Source organism: Enemella evansiae, assembly GCF_004362375.1.
Lineage (GTDB): Bacteria > Actinomycetota > Actinomycetes > Propionibacteriales > Propionibacteriaceae > Enemella > Enemella evansiae.
Map to the genome: position 1 here is coordinate 104,356 of NZ_SNXA01000015.1, position 17,221 is coordinate 121,576.

18 protein-coding genes are annotated in these 17,221 nt (G+C 71.0%); 3 read left to right on the plus strand and 15 right to left on the minus strand.

Going from position 1 to position 17,221, the window contains the following annotated elements; translation table 11 throughout:
- Positions 1-85: 85 nt before the first annotated feature.
- Both C8D81_RS20295 and C8D81_RS20300 read right to left on the minus strand, forming a co-directional pair.
- Positions 86-709, minus strand: coding sequence for a response regulator transcription factor (locus C8D81_RS20295; protein WP_094358875.1), 624 nt, complete (start codon positions 707-709; stop codon positions 86-88).
- A complete protein-coding gene (locus tag C8D81_RS20300; RefSeq protein WP_133626692.1) occupies positions 706-1,770 on the minus strand; it encodes a sensor histidine kinase in 1,065 nt (354 codons plus the stop codon). Before C8D81_RS20300 ends, C8D81_RS20295 begins: the two co-directional genes overlap by 4 nt.
- 52 nt (positions 1,771-1,822) lie before the next feature.
- On the opposite strand from C8D81_RS20300, the gene C8D81_RS20305 reads away from it, so the two are divergent.
- On the plus strand, positions 1,823-2,602 hold the full coding sequence (locus tag C8D81_RS20305) for an HAD family hydrolase (RefSeq protein WP_094358879.1): 780 nt from the start codon (positions 1,823-1,825) through the stop codon (positions 2,600-2,602).
- A gap of 37 nt (positions 2,603-2,639) precedes the next feature.
- Here the strand turns inward: C8D81_RS20305 and C8D81_RS20310 are convergent, their stop codons facing one another.
- The 5 genes from C8D81_RS20310 to C8D81_RS20330 form a co-directional block, all read right to left on the minus strand.
- Complete coding sequence (locus tag C8D81_RS20310) at positions 2,640-3,059, minus strand: CAP domain-containing protein (protein WP_229237991.1); 420 nt, start codon at positions 3,057-3,059, stop codon at positions 2,640-2,642.
- 164 nt (positions 3,060-3,223) lie between these two features.
- The gene (locus C8D81_RS20315; RefSeq protein WP_094427837.1) at positions 3,224-4,231 is read right to left on the minus strand and encodes a lysophospholipid acyltransferase family protein; all 1,008 of its coding nucleotides are present in this window, start codon (positions 4,229-4,231) and stop codon (positions 3,224-3,226) included.
- The gene (locus tag C8D81_RS20320) at positions 4,228-5,250 is read right to left on the minus strand and encodes an NAD-dependent epimerase/dehydratase family protein (protein WP_094358885.1); all 1,023 of its coding nucleotides are present in this window, start codon (positions 5,248-5,250) and stop codon (positions 4,228-4,230) included. Before C8D81_RS20320 ends, C8D81_RS20315 begins: the two co-directional genes overlap by 4 nt.
- Before the next feature lie 12 nt (positions 5,251-5,262).
- Positions 5,263-5,364, minus strand: a complete 102-nt coding sequence (locus C8D81_RS20325; protein ID WP_042842924.1) for a 30S ribosomal protein bS22 — start codon at positions 5,362-5,364, stop codon at positions 5,263-5,265.
- A 108-nt stretch (positions 5,365-5,472) separates the two neighbouring features.
- Entirely contained in the window at positions 5,473-6,009 is a 537-nt protein-coding gene (locus C8D81_RS20330; protein ID WP_094405074.1) for a CGNR zinc finger domain-containing protein, read from the minus strand.
- A gap of 92 nt (positions 6,010-6,101) precedes the next feature.
- Here C8D81_RS20330 and C8D81_RS20335 point away from each other — a divergent pair, with 92 nt between their 5' ends.
- Positions 6,102-7,070, plus strand: a complete 969-nt coding sequence (locus tag C8D81_RS20335; protein WP_133626693.1) for an EamA family transporter — start codon at positions 6,102-6,104, stop codon at positions 7,068-7,070.
- 85 nt (positions 7,071-7,155) lie between these two features.
- Here C8D81_RS20335 and C8D81_RS20340 read toward each other — a convergent pair whose 3' ends face one another.
- The 8 genes from C8D81_RS20340 to nirD form a co-directional block, all read right to left on the minus strand.
- Positions 7,156-8,070 carry a type IV toxin-antitoxin system AbiEi family antitoxin domain-containing protein gene (locus C8D81_RS20340; RefSeq protein ID WP_133626694.1) on the minus strand — a complete coding sequence of 305 codons (915 nt, stop codon included), beginning with the start codon at positions 8,068-8,070 and terminating at the stop codon, positions 7,156-7,158.
- Between the two features lie 191 nt (positions 8,071-8,261).
- Entirely contained in the window at positions 8,262-8,489 is a 228-nt protein-coding gene (locus tag C8D81_RS20345; protein ID WP_094358893.1) for a helix-turn-helix domain-containing protein, read from the minus strand.
- A 125-nt stretch (positions 8,490-8,614) separates the two neighbouring features.
- Positions 8,615-9,757 carry an acetoin utilization protein AcuC gene (locus C8D81_RS20350; RefSeq protein WP_094430469.1) on the minus strand — a complete coding sequence of 381 codons (1,143 nt, stop codon included), beginning with the start codon at positions 9,755-9,757 and terminating at the stop codon, positions 8,615-8,617.
- Positions 9,758-9,796: 39 nt separating this feature from the next.
- Positions 9,797-11,368, minus strand: a complete 1,572-nt coding sequence (locus C8D81_RS20355; RefSeq protein ID WP_094430471.1) for an FAD-dependent oxidoreductase — start codon at positions 11,366-11,368, stop codon at positions 9,797-9,799.
- Positions 11,350-13,458, minus strand: coding sequence for a molybdopterin oxidoreductase family protein (locus C8D81_RS20360; protein ID WP_133626695.1), 2,109 nt, complete (start codon positions 13,456-13,458; stop codon positions 11,350-11,352). Before C8D81_RS20360 ends, C8D81_RS20355 begins: the two co-directional genes overlap by 19 nt.
- Before the next feature lie 9 nt (positions 13,459-13,467).
- Complete coding sequence (locus C8D81_RS20365) at positions 13,468-14,841, minus strand: MFS transporter (RefSeq protein ID WP_172421814.1); 1,374 nt, start codon at positions 14,839-14,841, stop codon at positions 13,468-13,470.
- Between the two features lie 108 nt (positions 14,842-14,949).
- Entirely contained in the window at positions 14,950-15,702 is a 753-nt protein-coding gene (locus tag C8D81_RS21820) for a sirohydrochlorin chelatase (RefSeq protein WP_094430478.1), read from the minus strand.
- Positions 15,671-16,045, minus strand: coding sequence for a nitrite reductase small subunit NirD (gene nirD / locus C8D81_RS20375; RefSeq protein ID WP_094358905.1), 375 nt, complete (start codon positions 16,043-16,045; stop codon positions 15,671-15,673). Before nirD ends, C8D81_RS21820 begins: the two co-directional genes overlap by 32 nt.
- Before the next feature lie 264 nt (positions 16,046-16,309).
- Between nirD and C8D81_RS20380 the strand changes: the two genes are divergently transcribed.
- Positions 16,310-17,221, plus strand: a 912-nt coding sequence (locus C8D81_RS20380) for a hypothetical protein (RefSeq protein WP_133626696.1), incomplete at its 3' end; no start/stop codon positions are given.

The following is a 17,221-nucleotide window of genomic DNA, read 5'->3' on the forward strand; positions in this document are numbered from 1 at the left end:
AGACTGGCAGGGTGACAGCGGGCGCACCCCGGATCCCGCGACGACTGCGCCGCACGGCGCGCGTCGATGAGCCGAAAGTTGTAGGTCAGCCGAGCCGGTCGATGATCCCGGTGGCGATCGCCCGGCTGAGCGCGTCCACGCGGTTGCTGGCGCCGAGCTTGCGATAGAGGGTGCTGAGGTGGCGTTTGACCGTCGCCTCGGAGAGATAGAGCTGGTCGGCCACCTCTTTGTTGGACAGCCCGCGGGCGACCAACCGCAGCACCTGAGCCTCGCGCGGGGTGAGCCCGGCGGTGCGGGCCCGGATCGGATCGACCGAGCGTGGATTCATCCGCACCGGTGTGCCCTCGGCGACGGCAAGCAGACCTGCGACCAGCGGACGGTGCCCCAGGCTCTTGCCGAACCAGCCGAGTACGCCGCGCCGTTCCAGGTCGTCGGCCAGATCGTCGGCGGTGTGCATCGTCAGCACCGCGATCCGGGTCGCGGGAACCTGGTCACGGAGCGCGTCGACCAGCGGCCCGATCCCCGGGCCCGGCATCTGCACATCCACCAGCGCGATGTCGGGACGGGTGTCACGGGCGAGCGCGAGGGCCTGGCTGCCGTCGGCGGCCTCGGCGACGACCTCCACGCCGGCTGTTTCGAGCAGGGCGCGGAGGCCCTCGCGGAAGAGCGCATGATCGTCGGCGATCAGCACACGCAGTCGCTGGCTCACGGCAGCTCCGGCACGACCAGGGTGACCGTCGTCCCTCGGCCCGGTGCGCTGTCGATGGTGACGACCCCGCCGAGCAGTTCGATGCGTTCGCGCACCGCGGAGAGGCCCCGACCGGCCGAGGGATTCGCCACGTCCGCGGGGATGAATCCGTCGCCGTCGTCGGTGATCCGGGCGATCGAATGCAGCGGCTGCCCGAGCAGCTCGACCGCGATCCGTTCGGCCTCCGAGTGCTCGACCGCGTTCCGGATGCTCTCGCGGATCGCCAGGAAGAACTCCTCGGCCGCCCACAGCGGCAGCGCCGCCAACCGATCCGGACCACAGGTGGTCACGGTGACCACGTCTGTGCCGACCAGGTCGGCGTAGTCCTCGACCGCGCGTACCAGACCCTGGTCGACCTTGGTCTGCCCGATGTCCTCGGCGAGGTCGCGGACAACCGTCGTCGCCTCCTGCAGGGCGGTGAGCAGCAGCCGGTCATGGCGCTCGGCCGACGCCGCGTCGGCACGGTCCGCGGCCAGACCCCGGAGTTCTGCCTGCTGCTGTGCGATCGCCAGCGCATGGGCCACCCGGTCGTGCAGCTCGCGGGCGATCCGGCGGCGCTCGGCCAGGTGGCTGGTGTGGACGTCCCGCAACAGGGTCACCGCGTAGGCACCACCGCTCGACTCCACCCGGCGCATCAGCGTCGCGAACAGGTCGTGCAGCGCCCGGGCCGGCGCGTCGGGGTGGAGGCCCTGCGCTGCGGAGATCCGGGCGATGTCGGCGCTGACGATCCGACCGAGGATGCGCAGCGCACGGAGGGCGTGGATCGGAGTGATCCGCTGCTCGGCATGGGCACGCCCGCGTGCGGCTCCCTGGCTGTCGGCCTGCGGATCACCGGTCAGCAGACCGGTGAGCAGCGCAGCGACGATCGAGGTCTGCGCCGGGCGCGGCAGCCCGGCCAGCGGGCTCTGGGTGGTGACCAACTCCTCGACGTAGGCATCGACGATTCCCTCCAGCCGCTCGTCGATCGCTCGGCGAAGAATCACCAGATCCGCCGCGCCTCGATCCGGCGCCGGTTGAGCCATCCCGTCACGCTACCAAGGCCACGCCGTGCCAGCGGTCGCCTAGGGTGTCTGCATGACCCAGTCGGTACCCGGGCCCACGGCAGCAGCGTTCTTCGATCTCGACAACACCATGATCCGGGGCACCTCGCTGATCCAACTGGGCAAGGGGCTGTACGCCCGGAAGTACTTCAAGCTGGGGATCATCCTGCGCGCACTGTGGCTGGAGGCGGTGTTCCGGGCCACCGGGGCGGAGCACGACGGGCACATCGTGGAGGCGCGGGAGACCGTGCTGTCGGTGATCAGGGGCCGATCGGTGGCCGAACTCGCACACGACGCCGAGCAGGTCTTCCACGAGTCGATCGCCGAGCGGATCTGGCCGCAGGCCCAGGCGCTGGCGGCCAACCATCTGGAGGCCGGGCGGCCGGTCTGGCTGGTCACCGCGGCGCCGATGGAGATCGCGGCGGTCGCCGCCAAGCACCTCGGGATGAGCGGGGCGATCGGCACCCGGGCCGAGGCGGTGGACGGGGTCTACACCGGCCGGTTGCAGGGCCCGCTGATGCACGGCCCGGCCAAGGCCGATGCGCTGCGCACCCTGGTGAGCGAGCACGGGTACGAGCTGGACCGCTGTGCGGCGTACTCGGACTCCTTCAACGATCTGCCGATGCTCACCCTGGTCGGCGACCCGCATGTGGTGAACCCCGACCCGGACCTGCTCCGCCATGCCCGCGCGGTCGGTTGGCCGGTGCACGACTTCCGCACCCCGGGCCGGCGCCGGACGATCGTCGGTGCGGCCGTCGGCGGGGCCATCGTCGGCGGGCTGGCGGTCGATCTGGTACGCCGGGTGGGCTCCTAGTCGGCGAGCGTCGGCAAGCGAGCCGACAATGAATGGCTCAGCCGCCGAAGTTCTGCGTCCAGTAGGTGCCGTACTGCCCGCCGGTCGCGTACCCCACGCCGAGGTCGGTGTAGGCGCAGTTCAGGATGTTCGCCCGGTGCCCCGCGCTGTTCATCCAGGACTCCATGACCGCCGCCGGGGTGGGCTGCCCGGCCGCGATGTTCTCGGCCATTCGGCTGCCGGTGTAACCGGCCGCCCGCATCCGGTCGAACGGGCTGCGGCCGTCCTGGCTGGTGTGGCTGAAGTAGTTGTTCTGGGCCATGTCGGTGCTGTGCGCGCGGGCGCTGCTGGCGAGCGCGGGGTTCTCGGCGACGGGACCGCAGCCCGCCTTGGCGCGTTCGACGTTCACCAGGCGCAGCACCTCCTGCTCCTGCGGGTTCATCTCCTGGACGGCTGCGGACGCGACCGGCGCGCTCATTGACGCGACCCCGAGGACGGCTGACGCGATCGCGGTGGACACCAAGCTCTTTCCTGATCGGTTCATGGCCGCACGGTAATCAGCACCTGGCGAAATCCGCCAGAGACGAAAGTGCCAAGTCGGTGAGCGGGGATTGGGCGAGCGGGCGCGAGCCGACTAGGAAATCAGAAGAAGGCGTTCCCGCGGTCCTCGAGCAACCGGTACAACCGGTTCTGGATGGTGATCCGGACCTGGTCGGTGACATGGAAGACCGTCATCGGGTCGTCGGCGGCGCCGCGCGGCAGTTCGTCGGTGGTGATCGCCTCACCGAAGTCGATGATCCACTTCGAGGGCAGCGGCACCATGCCGAGCACGCCGAGCCACGGGAACAGCGGGGTCACCGGGAAGTAGGGGAAGCCGAAGGCCTTGGCGATCCCCGGTGCGGTCGAGATCAGCGGGAAGATCTCCTCCGAGCCGACGATCGAGACCGGCACGATCGGGGTCTCGGCGCGGATCGCGGTGGAGACGAACCCGCCGCGGCCGAAGCGCTGCAACCGGTAGCGGTCGGCGTACAGCTTGCCGAGGCCCTTGAAGCCCTCGGGGAAGACCGAGACCAGTTCCCCGGATTCGAGCAGCCGGGTGGCGTCCTCGGGGCAGGCGACGGTGGAGCCGGTACGCCGGGCGAAGTCGTGCATGAAGGGGGTCTTGAAGACCAGGTCCGCGCCGAGCATCCGCGGGTGTCGGCCGGTCTCGTCGTGCACCACGCCCTGCAGGATCAGTGCGTCCAGCGGCAGCGCGCCGGCGTGGTTGGAGACCAGCAGCGCGGGGCCGTCGGCGGGGATGTTCTCCACCCCGCGCACCTCGACCCGGAACCAGCGCCGGGCCAGGAACCGGATGGCCGGCAGATAGACGCGCTCGGTGAACTCGGGGTCGTAGCCGAACTGGTCCACCGCATAGTCACCGGTGAGCCGGTCGTGGGCGAAGGTGAGCAGCTCCTCGACCGATTCCTGCCATTCGACACCGAGCCGGTCGCCGAGGGTGACCAGGGTGGCCAGCGGGTCGGCGGCGGCCTCCCGCCACTGCTCCACCGGGACGTCGCGGAACCGGTCCCGCAGCCCGAGCAGGCCGTCGGCCAGTTCGCCGATCAGGTCGGGGCGTTCCCCGTCGAGGTCCTCGCGGTTCTCGGTGCTCATCCGGCTCCCCCGATCCGGCCTCGGGTCAGCAGCCCCGCGGCGATGTCCAGCACCCGGTCGACCGGCCCCTCGGCGAGTGCGCCGGGGGTGGCGAGGGCGGCGAACTCCTCGACCGCGCGCCGCGAGGTGTAGTGCGGGCGTACCCCGGTGGCCTCGACGAAGGCGGTGGTGTCCAGCGCCCGGCCCCAGGTGAGGGTGCGGACGTCGGCGGAGCTGAAGCTGACGAGTCTGGTACGCCGGCCGAGCCCGCTGACCAGTTCGGAGGCTTCGACCGGTACGCCGATCCCGGGCCGGCCGAGGATGCCGAGGATCTGGGAGAGGGTGAGCACATCGGGCGCGGCCACGTTGTAGGTGCCGGGCACGTCGTGCAGGGTGACGGCCTCGAGCGCGGCGACGGCATCGGCCGGATGCAGGAACTGCAGCCGGGCGTCATAGCCGAGCGGGCGTGGGACGACCGGCAACGACAGCCAGTTGGTGAGCTGGGTGCGTACGCCGCCGCCCATCAGGGCAGCCGGACGCAGCACCGTCCGCACCACATCGGGTCGCCGGACGCCGAGACCGCCGAGGTAGCTCTCCACCTCCAGCGCATCGCGCGGCAGCCCGCTGCGCGCCGGGTGACGGCCGGCCATCTCCTCGGTGAAGCGGGCCGGGTCGATCGGCCCGGCACCGTAGACGCCGCCGCTGCTGAGCAGCACGAACTTCTTGAACGACGGCGCCTTCTGGCAGCCGGCGAGCAGCTGCATGGTGCCGATGACGTTGGCCTCCTTGGCGGCCGCGCGGCTGCGTGCGGAGTCGGCGAGACCGAGGTGCACGACGGTGTCGACCTGGCGATCGAGCACGACCCGCGCGAGCACGGGGCTGCGCAGGTCGGCCCGCACATATCGCGCCCGGCCCAACTCGTGGGTGGGCGCGGTGGCATCGAGCCCGATCACCTCACGGTCACCGGAGGCGGCCAACGCCCGGGCGAATCGAGCGCCCAGGTCGCGTGACACCCCGGTGACCAGGACGACCCGCGACATCGGCGGAAGCGGTTACTTGCCGGCGCGGCGGCGCTGGATCCGCGTGCGCTTCAGCAGCTTGCGGTGCTTCTTCTTCGCCATCCGCTTGCGACGCTTCTTGATGACCGAACCCACAGGTGGTGCCTCTCGATCTGAACAAAGTAGGGACTGGTCCGGCGGGTCCGCCGGACAAGTACCGCACTCTACCGCACAATGCCGCCTCGACTCACCTCGAGCGATCACTCACCCCTGGCGCTGCCGGGCCCGATAGGCCGCGACATTGGCCTTGTTGCCACAGCCGGCGTCGCAGAACCGCCGAGATCGGTTGCGGGACAGGTCGACGAGCACGTTCCCGCAGTCCTCGGCGGCGCAGTGCTGCAGCCTGGACAGCTCGCCGAGGCGGATCACGTCGACCAGCGCCATCGCCAGCTCGACCGCGAACCGGTCGGCGAGCGGGGCATCGGTCGGGATCGCGTGGATGTGCCAGCCGAAGTCGTCGTGGCGGGCGAGCTGCGGCAGCGCCCGGTGCCGCCGCAGCACCTCGTTGGTGCGCTCGACCGCCTCGGCCTCGTCGGTGGTCCACAGGGCCGCCAGCTTGCCGCGCACCCGACGCACCTGCTCCAGATCCGTCTCGGTGGCGGCCCGCGAGCCGGAGTACTGCCAGCGCTCGACGAAGGCATCGAGCTCGCTGACCGTGGTCAGGGTGTCGGGTTCGTTGGCGGTGTTGATCAGCGCGGCGACGGCCTGCAGGGAGAGCTCGACGTCAGGATCGAAAAGCATCTTGACTCCTTACTTCGACGGGCCTAGTGTCATCGGTGAACCATCGCTTGACCCATTACATTACCGCACTCACCCGGGGAGGTGCCGTCCCGATGACCGTTTCGCAGCCCGTGCTCGATGAGCGCGCCAGCCTGCCGACCCGCGCCGGTGGCGGCCTGACCCTGGCGCTGATCTCGGCCGCCGCGTTCAGCCTGGCCGGTCCCTTCGGCCAATCGCTGATGGCCATCGGCTGGTCCCCCGGCGCGGTGGTCCTGCTCCGCCTGACGCTGGCGACCCTGGCCCTGCTGCCGCTCGCGCTGCGCGCCGTCGCCGGCCGCTGGCGGCGTACCCTCGCGGCCTGGCCGCTGCTGCTGGCCTACGGCGCACTGGGCGCCGCCGGTTGCCAGCTCTTCTATTTCATGGCGGTGCAGCGCCTCTCGGTCTCGGTGGCGCTGATGCTGGAGTATTCCTCGCCGGTGCTGATCGTGCTCGGTGCCTGGCTGATCACCCGGCGCCGGCCGGGTCCGATGACGTTGGTCGGCACGGTGATCGCGATGCTCGGCCTGGCGCTGGTGCTGAACGTTTTCGGCGGGGTACGCCTGGATGCGCTCGGCATCGTCTTCGGCCTGCTCGCGGCAGTCGGCTCGGCGACCTATTTCGTGGTCGGTTCGCGCAGCAGTGCCGACCTGCCGCCGATCGTGCTGGCCACCGGCGGGCTCGGCATCGGGGCGGTGATCCTGCTGGTGTTCGGCCTGATCGGGGTGCTGCCGCTGGTGATCGTGCCGGGTCAGGTCGTGCTGGGCGGGGTCTCGACGGGGTGGTGGGTGACGCTGCTCGGCATCGCGCTGATCTCCGGTTCGGTCTCGTACGCCACCGGGATCGCCGCGAGCACCCGGCTGGGCCCGCGGGTCGCCTCCTTCGTCGGCCTGCTGGAGCTGCTCTTCGCCTGCCTGCTGGCCTGGCTGCTGGTCGGCGAACGCCCGGGACTGGGTCAGCTCGTCGGTGGCGCGGTGATCCTGCTCGGCATCACGCTGGTGAAGTGGGACGAGCTGCGCGCGAGTTCGCGCGAACTCCTGGGGTAGCGGGCGGCGAGACACCCATAACTGTCGCCAGTCCCCAGTTGCAGCAGGGGTTTCGCCAAAGCTTCTGGTGTCTCGCGGAGCTCGGTCAGCCGGCTCGGCGGGCGGCATGGCCGGCGGCGTCGAGGATGGTACGCCGCAGCTCGGCGAGGTCGTCGAGTTCGCGGGTGATCACCCGCACCAGCCACCGGCCGCTGGCCCGGCGCAGTTCCTCCTCGCGCGACTTCTCGGCCCGGATCACATCGGCCACGCCCTGACCGGGGCGCAGCAACCGGCCGTACTTGATCTCGCCGTCGAACTCGGCGCAGACACCCCACTCCGGCCAGTCGAAATCCACCCGGGCCACCGGCACGCCGCGGTGGTCGAAGAACTCGACCTGCAACTTCGGCGCGGGCAGGCCGGCGCAGTGGAACGCCCAGCGCGTCCAGGACTCCCCCGCGCTCTCTGCCAACCGGTCGGCGAACAGCAGCACCCGGCGGGCGTTCGCATTGCCCCGCCGGCCGCGCTCTCGCCCGATCCGCTCAAGCAGCTCCGCACGGTCGAGGCCCAGAGCGAGTGCCCGGTCCGCGACCGCTACCGCGTCTGCGGGCTGCAGCGCCCGGATGAGGTCCAGCACCGTGGTCGGCAGATCGGTCACCACCAGCTCTTCGACCACGACCGTCGGGATCTCCTGCGTGACCCGATGCAGATAGCTGCGATCGAGCCGCTTGCTGCCGGTATTGCGGCCCTGCTTGGTCAGGTGCACCCGAGCCAGGCTGCGCAACGGCACCGGCAGGTCGTGCAGGACCGCGGCGGAGACATGACTGAGGACGGCGTCGGGATGGGCGGCCGCCACGGCCTGGATCAACGCACGGTGTTGTTGTTCGGCGACGAGGCGCTGGTCCGGCCCGCGGAGGTAGGCGCCGCGGCGTACCCGGTGAAGTTCACCGATGTCGACCAGGTGCCGGATGTCGGGATGCCGGAGCCCCTCGGCCAGGAGCTCCGCGGTCGTGACGATCTGCATGAACCCAGCCCAGCAGGAAGCCGCGGGCACCGAGTAGGCCCGGACCGTCAACCTGTGGACAACTCGCGGATCCGCCTCGAAGCAGGTCCTCCGGGGAGACACCAATTACTGTCCCCAGACCCCCGTTGCAGCAGGGGCCTCGCTACAGTTTCTGGTGTCTCGCGGGCGGGCGGATCGGTCAGCCGGCTCGCTCAGCCGGCGTCGAAGTAGGAGCCCTTGAGGTAGTCGTTGACGGCCTTCTCGGGTACCCGGAAGCTGCGTCCGAAGCGGACGGCCTCGAGGTCGCCACCGTGGATCAGCCGATAGACCGACATCTTGGAGACCCGCATGATCGCGGCCACCTCGGCCACGGTCAGGAACTTGACCTCGGACAGCCCACCGACGGCCGTCAGGTTGGGCCGGTCCTTGGAATCGTTCATGGTGCGCACCTCTCGCACGTGACGAAACCGCCGGCTTTCCCTCCGGCGTGTTGCACGTGCTGCACGTGACAGTAGTGGTAAAAGGGGCCGCTGAAAAGTGTTCGGCGGAACCCTCCACCCGCGGTTCAGTAGTCGGGGTCGAGCCCGAACTCGGGGAAGACCGCCCGCCGGGTCGCGATGATCGCCTGATCCACCCGGGAGGACGGGTTGTAGCCCTGGCTGATCGACTCGAAGCTCGGATCGGCCCCGTCGCCCATGGTCGACGGCGCGGTCTCACCGACCAGGTCGCACCAGGCCTGCGGGGTCGGGGTGGTTGGGTCGATCGGCTGCCCGGCGAGGATCGCCAGCAGGTGCGCCCAGGCCCGCGGTACCACCGAGTCCAGGGCGTACCCGCCACCGCCGGTGGCCACCCAACGCCCACCGGCGTACCGATCGGCCAGCTCGGCGATCAGTTCGTACGACCGCCGCTGCCCCTCGACCGAGAGCGACAGGTCGGTCAGCGGATCCAGCCGATGCGAATCGCATCCGTGCTGGCTGATCAGAATGTCCGGCTGGAATTCCTCGACCAGCGGTGGGACGACCGCCTCGAAGGCCCGCAGCCAGCCGGCGTCGTCGATCCCCGGCGGCAGCGCCACGTTGACCGCGCTGCCCGGGGCGTCCTTGCCGCCGGTCTCGGAGGCGAAACCGGTACCGGGGAACAGGTGGATCGGCGACTCGTGCAGGCTGATCGTGAGCACATCCGGGTCGTTGTACATGATCGACTGCACCCCGTCGCCGTGGTGGGCGTCCACATCGAGGTAGAGGATCCGCTGCGCGCCCTGTTGCTGCAGCCAGCGGATCGCGACCGCGCAGTCGTTGTAGACGCAGAAACCGCTGGTCGCCGACGGCATCGCATGGTGCAGCCCGCCGGAGAGGTTCGCCGCGCGCAGCGCCTGCCCGGTCCACACCTGTCGGGCCGCCTCGACGGTCCCGGCGCAGACGCGGGCGGCGATCTCGTGCATCCCGACCACCAGCGGGTTGTCGGCGGTGCCGATGCCGTACTTGGTGTTCACCCGGTCGGCCTTGACCGCCTCGATGTAGTCCTCGGTGTGCACCAACCGGACCAGGTCGTCATCGCTGGCCGGCGGTTCGATGACCTCGAGCTGATCGAGTACGCCGAGTTGGCGGGCGAGTTCGACGGCCAGCCGGACCCGGCCGGGGCCCATCGGATGACCGGTGCCGAAGTCGTAACGGGAGAGTTCGTCGGAGTGCACCAGTCGTGCTCGCATGCTCGCCGCCTCTCACCCGCTCCTGTGTCCGGGGCGAGACTACGGGACGGCCCGGGCAGATTCACAGTCGAGCAGCAGCGCCCGGACCCGGTCCCCGCAGCCACCGCAACCCGATCCTGCCCGGGTCTCCCGGCGTACCGCGGCGACCGAGTCGGCACCGGCGTCGATCGCGTCGACCACCGCGGCCTCGGACACCCCGGCGCACCGGCACAGTGGATCGTCCGCCCGGGCGGATCCGGTTCCCGCGCCCCCGCCGGCGGGGGCGTCGAGACGCAGCAGCAGTGACGGATCGGTCGGCGGTTCGGCCCCGGTACGCTGCAGCACCGCCAGTTCGGCGGCGGCCCGCGGGAGTCCGAGGGCGACGAAGCCCGCCAGCCGATCCTCGCGGACCACCAGTTTCAGGAACCGGCCGCCGACCCCGTCGACCCAGTGCGCGACCCGCGGCGCGGCGGGGTCGGGATCGTGCTCCCACGGTTCGCCGGCGGTCTCCCCGGCCGCGACCAGTTCCAGCCCGCGCGCCTTCAATCGGACCACCACCGGCTCCTCGGTCGGCATCGGCTCGACCGGCCCGCTGGCGGTGTCGAGTTCGGCCCGCCAGCGGGCCGCCAGCCACTCGGCCTGCTGCCAACCGGGCGCGATCAGGCCGGCCGGTCCACGACCCCGGCGGGCCGGGCAGACGGTGCAGACCGGGTCGGTGCACCGGACCTCGGCGCAGTCGCCGATCGCGAACACCCGGGCCTGCGGGTCCGCCTCCAGCTCGTGGTTGACCACGATCCCCGCCTCGGTGGTCAGCCCCGCTCCCTCGGCGATCCGGGTGTTGACGCGTACCCCGCAGGACAGCACCAGCAGGTCCCCGGTGATGACCTGACCGTCGGCCAGCCGCAGCCCGCGGAAGGCCCGCTGCTCATCGAGCAGCACCTCGCGGGCCACCGCGTCGGGGATCACCCGCAGGCCCCGGTCGGCGACCGCCCGATCCAGCATCGCGCCGCCGACCCGATCGCAGGAACGGGTCAGCAGCCACGGCGCGGCATGCACCACCGACACCGGGCAGCCGGCCTCCCGCGCGGCCAGCGCGACCTCCAGCCCGAGTACGCCACCGCCGAGCACCACCACCCGGCCACCCTCGGTGACGCAGGCGCGCATCCGGTCGGCGTCGGCGACGGTGCGCAGCGCGGTGACCCCGGTCGGCAGTGGGATGAGCGCGGCGGGATCGGGATTGAGCCCGCGCAGGTTGGGAATGTTGGGCCGGGCGCCGACGGCGAGCACGACCAGGTCGTAGCCGACGACCAGCTCCTCGGCACCGCGGTGGGCGTGGGCCTGCCGCGCCGCGCGATCCAGCCAGTCCACCCGGGTGCCCAGTTCGACGCGTACGCCGCGGCGGCGCCAGTCGTCGAGATCGACCAGTTCCAGGCCCTCGGCATCGAGCCAGCCGACGCCGTACTCCCCCACCAGCACCCGGTTGTAACCCGGCCGCTCCTCCTCGCCGAGCACGGTGACCCGCAACCGGCCCGTCTCGACCAGCGGCAGCAGCTCCTCGACCAGGCGTACCGCCACCGGACCGAAGCCGATGACCAGCACGTGATCGCCGGCGGTCAGGGTGTGCTTGCGCATGCGTTCTCCTTGCTGGGCAGGGATCCGACGGCCGACAGCAGGACCGGGGTGGCCTTGAACTCCGGCATCCCGGAGACCGGATCGGTCCGTGCGGTGACGAGTCGGTTGACCGCCTGTTCGTCGGCGAAGTGGAACGGCCAGAACACCGTGTCGGGGCGGATCGCGGCGCTCAGCTCGACCCGGACCTGCGACGCGCCCGCCGCGCTCGTCAACCGCGCGGGTTCACCGTCGGCCAGCCCGAATCGGGCCGCGGTGTCCGGATGCACCTGCACGGTGGCGTGCGGCCGGGCGGCCGCCAGCGAGGCGACGCGGCGGGTCTGGGTGCCGGACTGGTAGTGCTCCAGCAGCCGGCCGGTGGTGAGGGTGAGCAGGGCGCCGGGGCCGGCCGGCGGTCGGGTCGGCAGCAACCGGGCGCGGCCGTCGGGATGGGCGAAGCGCTCGGTGAACGGGCGTGGGGTGTCGGCACCGCTGCCGGCCGGGCAGGGCCAGTGGTGGGCCCGGGGCTCGTCGAGGCGGTGATGGCTCAGCCCGGAATAGTCGGCCCGCCCGCCCTCGGAGGCGCGGGCCAGCTCGTCGAAGACCTCCGCCGGATCGTCCGACCAGTGGCCGGGTGCAGCGAGCCGGGTCGCGAGCTCGGTGAGGATCGTCAGCTCACTGACCACCCCGGCCGGCGGGTCGATCGCGCGGCGACGGCGCAGCACCCGGCCCTCCAGATTGGTCATCGTGCCCTCCTCCTCCGCCCACTGGGTGGCGGGCAGCACCAGGTCGGCGTGGCGCGCTGTCTCGGAGACGAAGAAATCGCTCACCACAAGGAAATCCAGCCGATCCAGGGCCGCCGCGACGGCACCGGCGTCGGGTGCGGACACGACCGGATTGGCACCGTTGATCCACAGGCAGCGCACCCCGCCGGGGCGGCCGAGCTCACGCAGCAGCTGCACCGCGGGCAACCCCGGGCCTGGGATGCTCTCCGGGTCGACACCCCAGACGGCGGCGACCGCGGCCCGGTCCGCCGGGTCGGCGATGCTGCGATAGCCGGGCAGCTGATCCGCCTTCAGCCCGTGCTCGCGGGCACCCTGCCCGTTGCCCTGCCCGTTGCCCTGCCCGGTCAGCGTGCCCCAGCCGGAGCGCCGGCCACCGGGCAGACCGAGCAGCAGTGCCAGGTTGATGGCGGCGGTCACGGTGTCGGTGCCGTCGGTGTGCTGTTCGACGCCGCGCCCGGTGAGCAGGTAGGTCCCGCGCGGCCCCTCGGCCAGCCGGTGGGCGGCGCGGCGCAGCTGGGTGGCCGGTACGCCGGTGACCTGCTCGACCCGCTCCGGCCACCAGGCGTTGAGGGTACGCCGCAGCGCCGCCAGGCCGGTGGTGCGCTCGGCCAGATAGGCGGTGTCGGCCAGCCCGTCGGCGAGCACGATGTGCGCCAGCCCGAGCAGCAGGGCCTGATCGGTGCCGGGGCGGGGCTGCAGATGCATCCCGGCACCGTCGGCGGTCAGCTCGGCGGTGGCGCTGCGGCGCGGATCCACCACGATCAGGCCACCGGCGGCGCGGGCGCCGGCCAGGTGCCGGACGAACGGCGGCATCGTCTCGGCGACGTTGGAACCGAGCAGCAGCACGGTGTGCGCGTCGGCGAGATCGGTGACCGGGAAGGGCAGGCCGCGGTCCAGGCCCAGGGACCGGTTCGCTGCGGTCGCCGCGGAGCTCATGCAGAACCGGCCGTTGTAGTCGACCCGGCTGGAGCCGAGCGCCAGGCGTACGAATTTTCCAAGCTGGTAGGCCTTTTCGTTGGTCAGCGAGGCACCGCCGAAGACCCCGTTGGCATCCGGGCCGTGGGCGGCGCGGGTCGCGATCAGTGCGGTGATCCAGCGCTCGTACGCCTGCTGCCAGGTCACCGGTCGCAGCTCCCCGTCCGGGCCACGGAGCAGGGGCTGGGTGATCCGGTCGGTACGGTTCAGCAGTTCCCCGGCCGTCCACCCCTTGCGGCACAGGCCGCCGCCGTTGGTCGGGAAGTCGCGGCCGTCCACGCTCACCCCCGCCGGTGCGGGGGTGAGCGTCATCGCACACTGGAGTGCACAGTAGGGACAGTGGGTATCGGTCATCTGCCCACCTCAGACGCGGGCGCGGGCCATCGCCGAGCCCGGACGCAGGTAGCAGACGGCGGTCAGTGCCATGGCGATCACGTAGCAGGCGACGAAACCATAGAAGGCCGAGTCGTAGGCCTGGGTGCTGCTCTTCGACAGCGACAGCACCTGCGGCACGAAGAAGCCACCGTAGGCACCGACCGCCGAGATCAGACCGAGGGCGGCCGCGGCCCGGCGCTCGGTGGAGATTCCTGCTGTGCTGTCGATTGCGCGGACCCGATAGATGCTGGGGATCATCCGATAGGTGGATCCGTTGCCGACACCGGAGGCGACGAACAGGCCGAGGAAGAGGAACAGGAAGACCCAGAAGTTGCGCATCGGCAGGGTGACGACGACCCCGAGGGCGAGGATCGCCATGGCCGCGAAGGCGAGCACCGTGACCCGGGCACCGCCGACCCGGTCGGCGAGCCGGCCGCCCCACGGCCGGGACAGTGAACCGACCAGCGGGCCGAGGAAGGACAGCGACAGTGCGGCCGCGCCGACCTTGAAGGTCGAGAAGGCGGGGAAGGTGTCGGCGATCAGTTTCGGGAACACCCCGGAGAAGCCGATGAAGGAGCCGAAGGTGCCGATGTAGAGGACCGCCATCACCCAGAAGTGTGGTTCCCGCATCGAGGCCAGCGCCCCGGCCAGGTCACCGCGGGCGCTGGCCAGATTGTGCATGTGCCGGCGGGCGCCCCAGGCGGCGATCAGGATCAGCGGCACCCAGACCCAGCCGGCGAGCGGCAACCGCAGGGTGGCACCGGCACCGATGGTGACCGCGAGCGGGACGACCAGCTGGGCGACCGCGGCACCGAGGTTGCCGCCGGCGGCGTTCAGGCCGAGGGCCCAGCCCTTTTCCTTCGCTGGATAGAAATAGGTGATGTTCGCCATCGAGGAGGCGAAATTGCCGCCGCCGAAGCCGGCCGTCGCGGCGACCAGCAGCAGCACCCAGAACGGCGTCTGCGGATTGCCGGCGACCAGGGCCAGGCCGACGACCGGGACCAGCAGCAACAGGGCCGAGCAGACGGTCCAGTTCCGGCCGCCGAAGCGCGCGACCGCAAAGGTGTAAGGGATTCGCAGCGTCGCCCCGACCAGCGCCGGCATCGAGATCAGCCAGAACAGCTGGCCGTCGGTGAGCTGGAATCCGACCCGCGGCAGGAAGGTCACGGTGGCCGCCCAGAGCTGCCAGACCACGAATCCGAGGAACTCGCAGAAGATCGACCAGTTCAGGTTGCGGCGGGCGATGGTACGCCCGGTTTCCTGCCACTGCAGGGAATCCTCGGGGTCGTAGCCATGCAGCCAGCGGCCCGGTTGCTCGGTGATCGGACTGGCTGTGCGGGTGTTCTCGCCGATGATCGACACGGGGGCTCTCCGTCCTCGTGGACCGCGGATTGCGGCCGATTGCGCAGCAGGCTAGGAGCCGCGTGTTTCGGCAATCCGTCGTCCTGCGACGCCCGCGTTACACGATCCTCACGCCGGGATCACCGGGTCGGAGAGGCGCCTGGCGGCGAGGGCGATGAGCCCCGGATCGGTGGCTCCGCGGGGGCGGCAGAGAGGGTCGGTGATCAGATCCGGGGCACTGCGCCGGGCCAGGTCGGCGAAGAAGCCGGGGGCGAGCAGGTGGGTGAGCACGACGGTACGCCGACCGGTGCTGCGCTGGGCGGTGACCCAGTCGCCCAGCCGGGGGTCGGCGGCCGACAGCCAAGTGGTGGCGACCCGATGTTCGAGGCGCTCGGCGACCAGTGCGGTGGTGACCTCGCAGTCGGCGCGGGCGCGGGCGTCGCTGGAGCCGGCGGAGACCACGGTGACGGCATCGTCGGGGTGCAGCGTGGTGCCGGCGGCGGTGAGGGCTTCGGCGAGCCGGTGGACGAGCAGGTCGGCGATCACCGGGTCGGGACCCAGGGCCGGGGCGAGCACTGCCCCGGGGTGGTCGGCGGCTGCGGCAGCGAGGTCATGGCCGACGTGGTAGCCGGCGCTCAGCAGCAGCGGCAGGATGCGTACGCCCTCAGCGGTCCGGGGCCCGAGGGCGTGGGCCATCGCCTGGTCGATGGTGGGCGGCTGGACGTCGACGAAGGCCGCGCGGACCGGCGTACCGGAATCGGCGAGCTGGTCGCGCAGGCCGGCGACCAGGTGCCCGATCGCCGAACGGCCGGCGACCGAGCGGGTGCCGTGCGCGCAGGCGAGAACGGGCTCAGGCCGCGGCGCCGATCTCCAGCCAGTCATCGATGCAGCGTACCGGGTAGGTGCGCAGCCGCAGCGACTCGTCGCTGTAGCAGCGTCCGTCGGCGAGGTCGTAGATCTCCTTGTGCAGCGGGGATGCCAGCGTCCGTCGCTGCTGCCCCTCGACGGTTCGGGAGCCGGTGATGCCGCGTGCCATCACGCAGGCCCCGCTCACCGGATCACTGTGCTGCACGGCATAGAGCTCGTCGCCGGCGAGCCGGAAGAGGGCGATCTGGTCACCGTCGACCAGGGCCGCCTCGCCCCAGCCGGTCTCCAGATCATCCAGGCGGCAGATGCGCAGCCAACGGGTCCTGGTCGCGGTATCGCGTTCAATCAGCTCGGTCATGGGCTCGACCCTAGAAGCCGCCCGTTACGCCGGTACGCCCCCGCGTGACACCTCGGTAACACCCACCTCACAACCCGCACCCCACCCCCGCGAGGTCCCACCCCCACGTCCATCGAGCAGGTCGCGCAGCGAGCCCCCACGCTCATCGAGTAGGTCGCGCAGCGACCGTGTCGAGATGAATCCAGAAACTTTCCTCAAACCCCTTGATTTATTCGAACACCGTGACTAATGTTGGATGTAGCAGTCGAGAGGAGGTGACCACCGATGACGACCACCGAACGAGCCGAAGTCTTCGCCGCGATCCGCGCCGAGAGCGACACCATCGCCCAGGCTTCGGCCCGCCGGCTCGTTGCGATCGCCGCCGCCTGCGACACCTACTCCGGCCTCAACGCCCACACCGACGAACTCACCGCAAGAGTCCTCCACGGTGAACAACTCGTGTTCCCCGGCGCGGACGGTACGCCCGGCATCACCGAGTTCTTCCACCTCGAGTTGGCGATGTCACTGGGCTGTTCGCCCGAGACCGCGCAGGTCTGGACCGCTGATGTGTTGAATCTGCGGCATCGGCATCCGATCCTGTGGCAGGCCACCCTCGACTGCGACATTCCCGTCTGGGTCGCCCGCGACATCTCCCGCGCCGCCCTGCAGCTGAACTTCACCCAGGCCCGCGAGTTCGACTCCCTCTGGTCACTCCGCCTGGTCAACCTCACCCCGAAGCGAGCGGTCGCGACCACCGAGGCCCAGGTCGCACTGATGCTCAACGACGACAAAGAAGCCGAACGCCAGGCCGCCAAGAAGCACCGCCGCGTAGAGTTCACCCCCAACCGGAACACCCCGGGGATCACCGACCTCTACGCCAACCTCGACGCCGGTGACGCCGCCCACCTGAACGGCACCCTCGATCGCCTCGCCGACGTCCTCAAAGCCGGCGGTTCCGACGGGTCCAGGGACGAGCTGCGGGCCGAAGCCCTGGGTCACCTGGCCCACCCGGACCGGGCGCGGCAACTGCTGCAGCCGTCGTTGCTCGACGGCGCGATCGTCACCCCGCAAGGGGATGTGGTGAACCGTGACGGGGAACTCATCTCCCCCACCAGTGAGCGCTGCCGGCACGGCGCCGAGCTGATCCTGCACATGAACTCCCGCGACCTGGCCAACGGCCGTGGTGGTGAAGGCGAA

Bases quoted from the DNA above. Each gene is read 5' to 3' on its own strand.
- C8D81_RS20300 (WP_133626692.1), bottom strand. From the start codon at position 1,770: ATGGCTCAACCGGCGCCGGATCGAGGCGCGGCGGATCTGGTGATTCTT.
- C8D81_RS20345 (WP_094358893.1), bottom strand. From the start codon at position 8,489: ATGAACGATTCCAAGGACCGGCCCAACCTGACGGCCGTCGGTGGGCTG.
- C8D81_RS20335 (WP_133626693.1), top strand. From the start codon at position 6,102: ATGACCGTTTCGCAGCCCGTGCTCGATGAGCGCGCCAGCCTGCCGACC.
- C8D81_RS20350 (WP_094430469.1), bottom strand. From the start codon at position 9,757: ATGCGAGCACGACTGGTGCACTCCGACGAACTCTCCCGTTACGACTTC.
- C8D81_RS20355 (WP_094430471.1), bottom strand. From the start codon at position 11,368: ATGCGCAAGCACACCCTGACCGCCGGCGATCACGTGCTGGTCATCGGC.
- C8D81_RS20360 (WP_133626695.1), bottom strand. From the start codon at position 13,458: ATGACCGATACCCACTGTCCCTACTGTGCACTCCAGTGTGCGATGACG.
- C8D81_RS20330 (WP_094405074.1), bottom strand. From the start codon at position 6,009: ATGCTTTTCGATCCTGACGTCGAGCTCTCCCTGCAGGCCGTCGCCGCG.
- C8D81_RS21820 (WP_094430478.1), bottom strand. From the start codon at position 15,702: ATGACTGGCTGGAGATCGGCGCCGCGGCCTGAGCCCGTTCTCGCCTGC.
- C8D81_RS20315 (WP_094427837.1), bottom strand. From the start codon at position 4,231: ATGAGCACCGAGAACCGCGAGGACCTCGACGGGGAACGCCCCGACCTG.
- C8D81_RS20310 (WP_229237991.1), bottom strand. From the start codon at position 3,059: ATGAGCGCGCCGGTCGCGTCCGCAGCCGTCCAGGAGATGAACCCGCAG.
- C8D81_RS20340 (WP_133626694.1), bottom strand. From the start codon at position 8,070: ATGCAGATCGTCACGACCGCGGAGCTCCTGGCCGAGGGGCTCCGGCAT.
- nirD (WP_094358905.1), bottom strand. From the start codon at position 16,045: ATGACCGAGCTGATTGAACGCGATACCGCGACCAGGACCCGTTGGCTG.
- C8D81_RS20305 (WP_094358879.1), top strand. From the start codon at position 1,823: ATGACCCAGTCGGTACCCGGGCCCACGGCAGCAGCGTTCTTCGATCTC.
- C8D81_RS20320 (WP_094358885.1), bottom strand. From the start codon at position 5,250: ATGTCGCGGGTCGTCCTGGTCACCGGGGTGTCACGCGACCTGGGCGCT.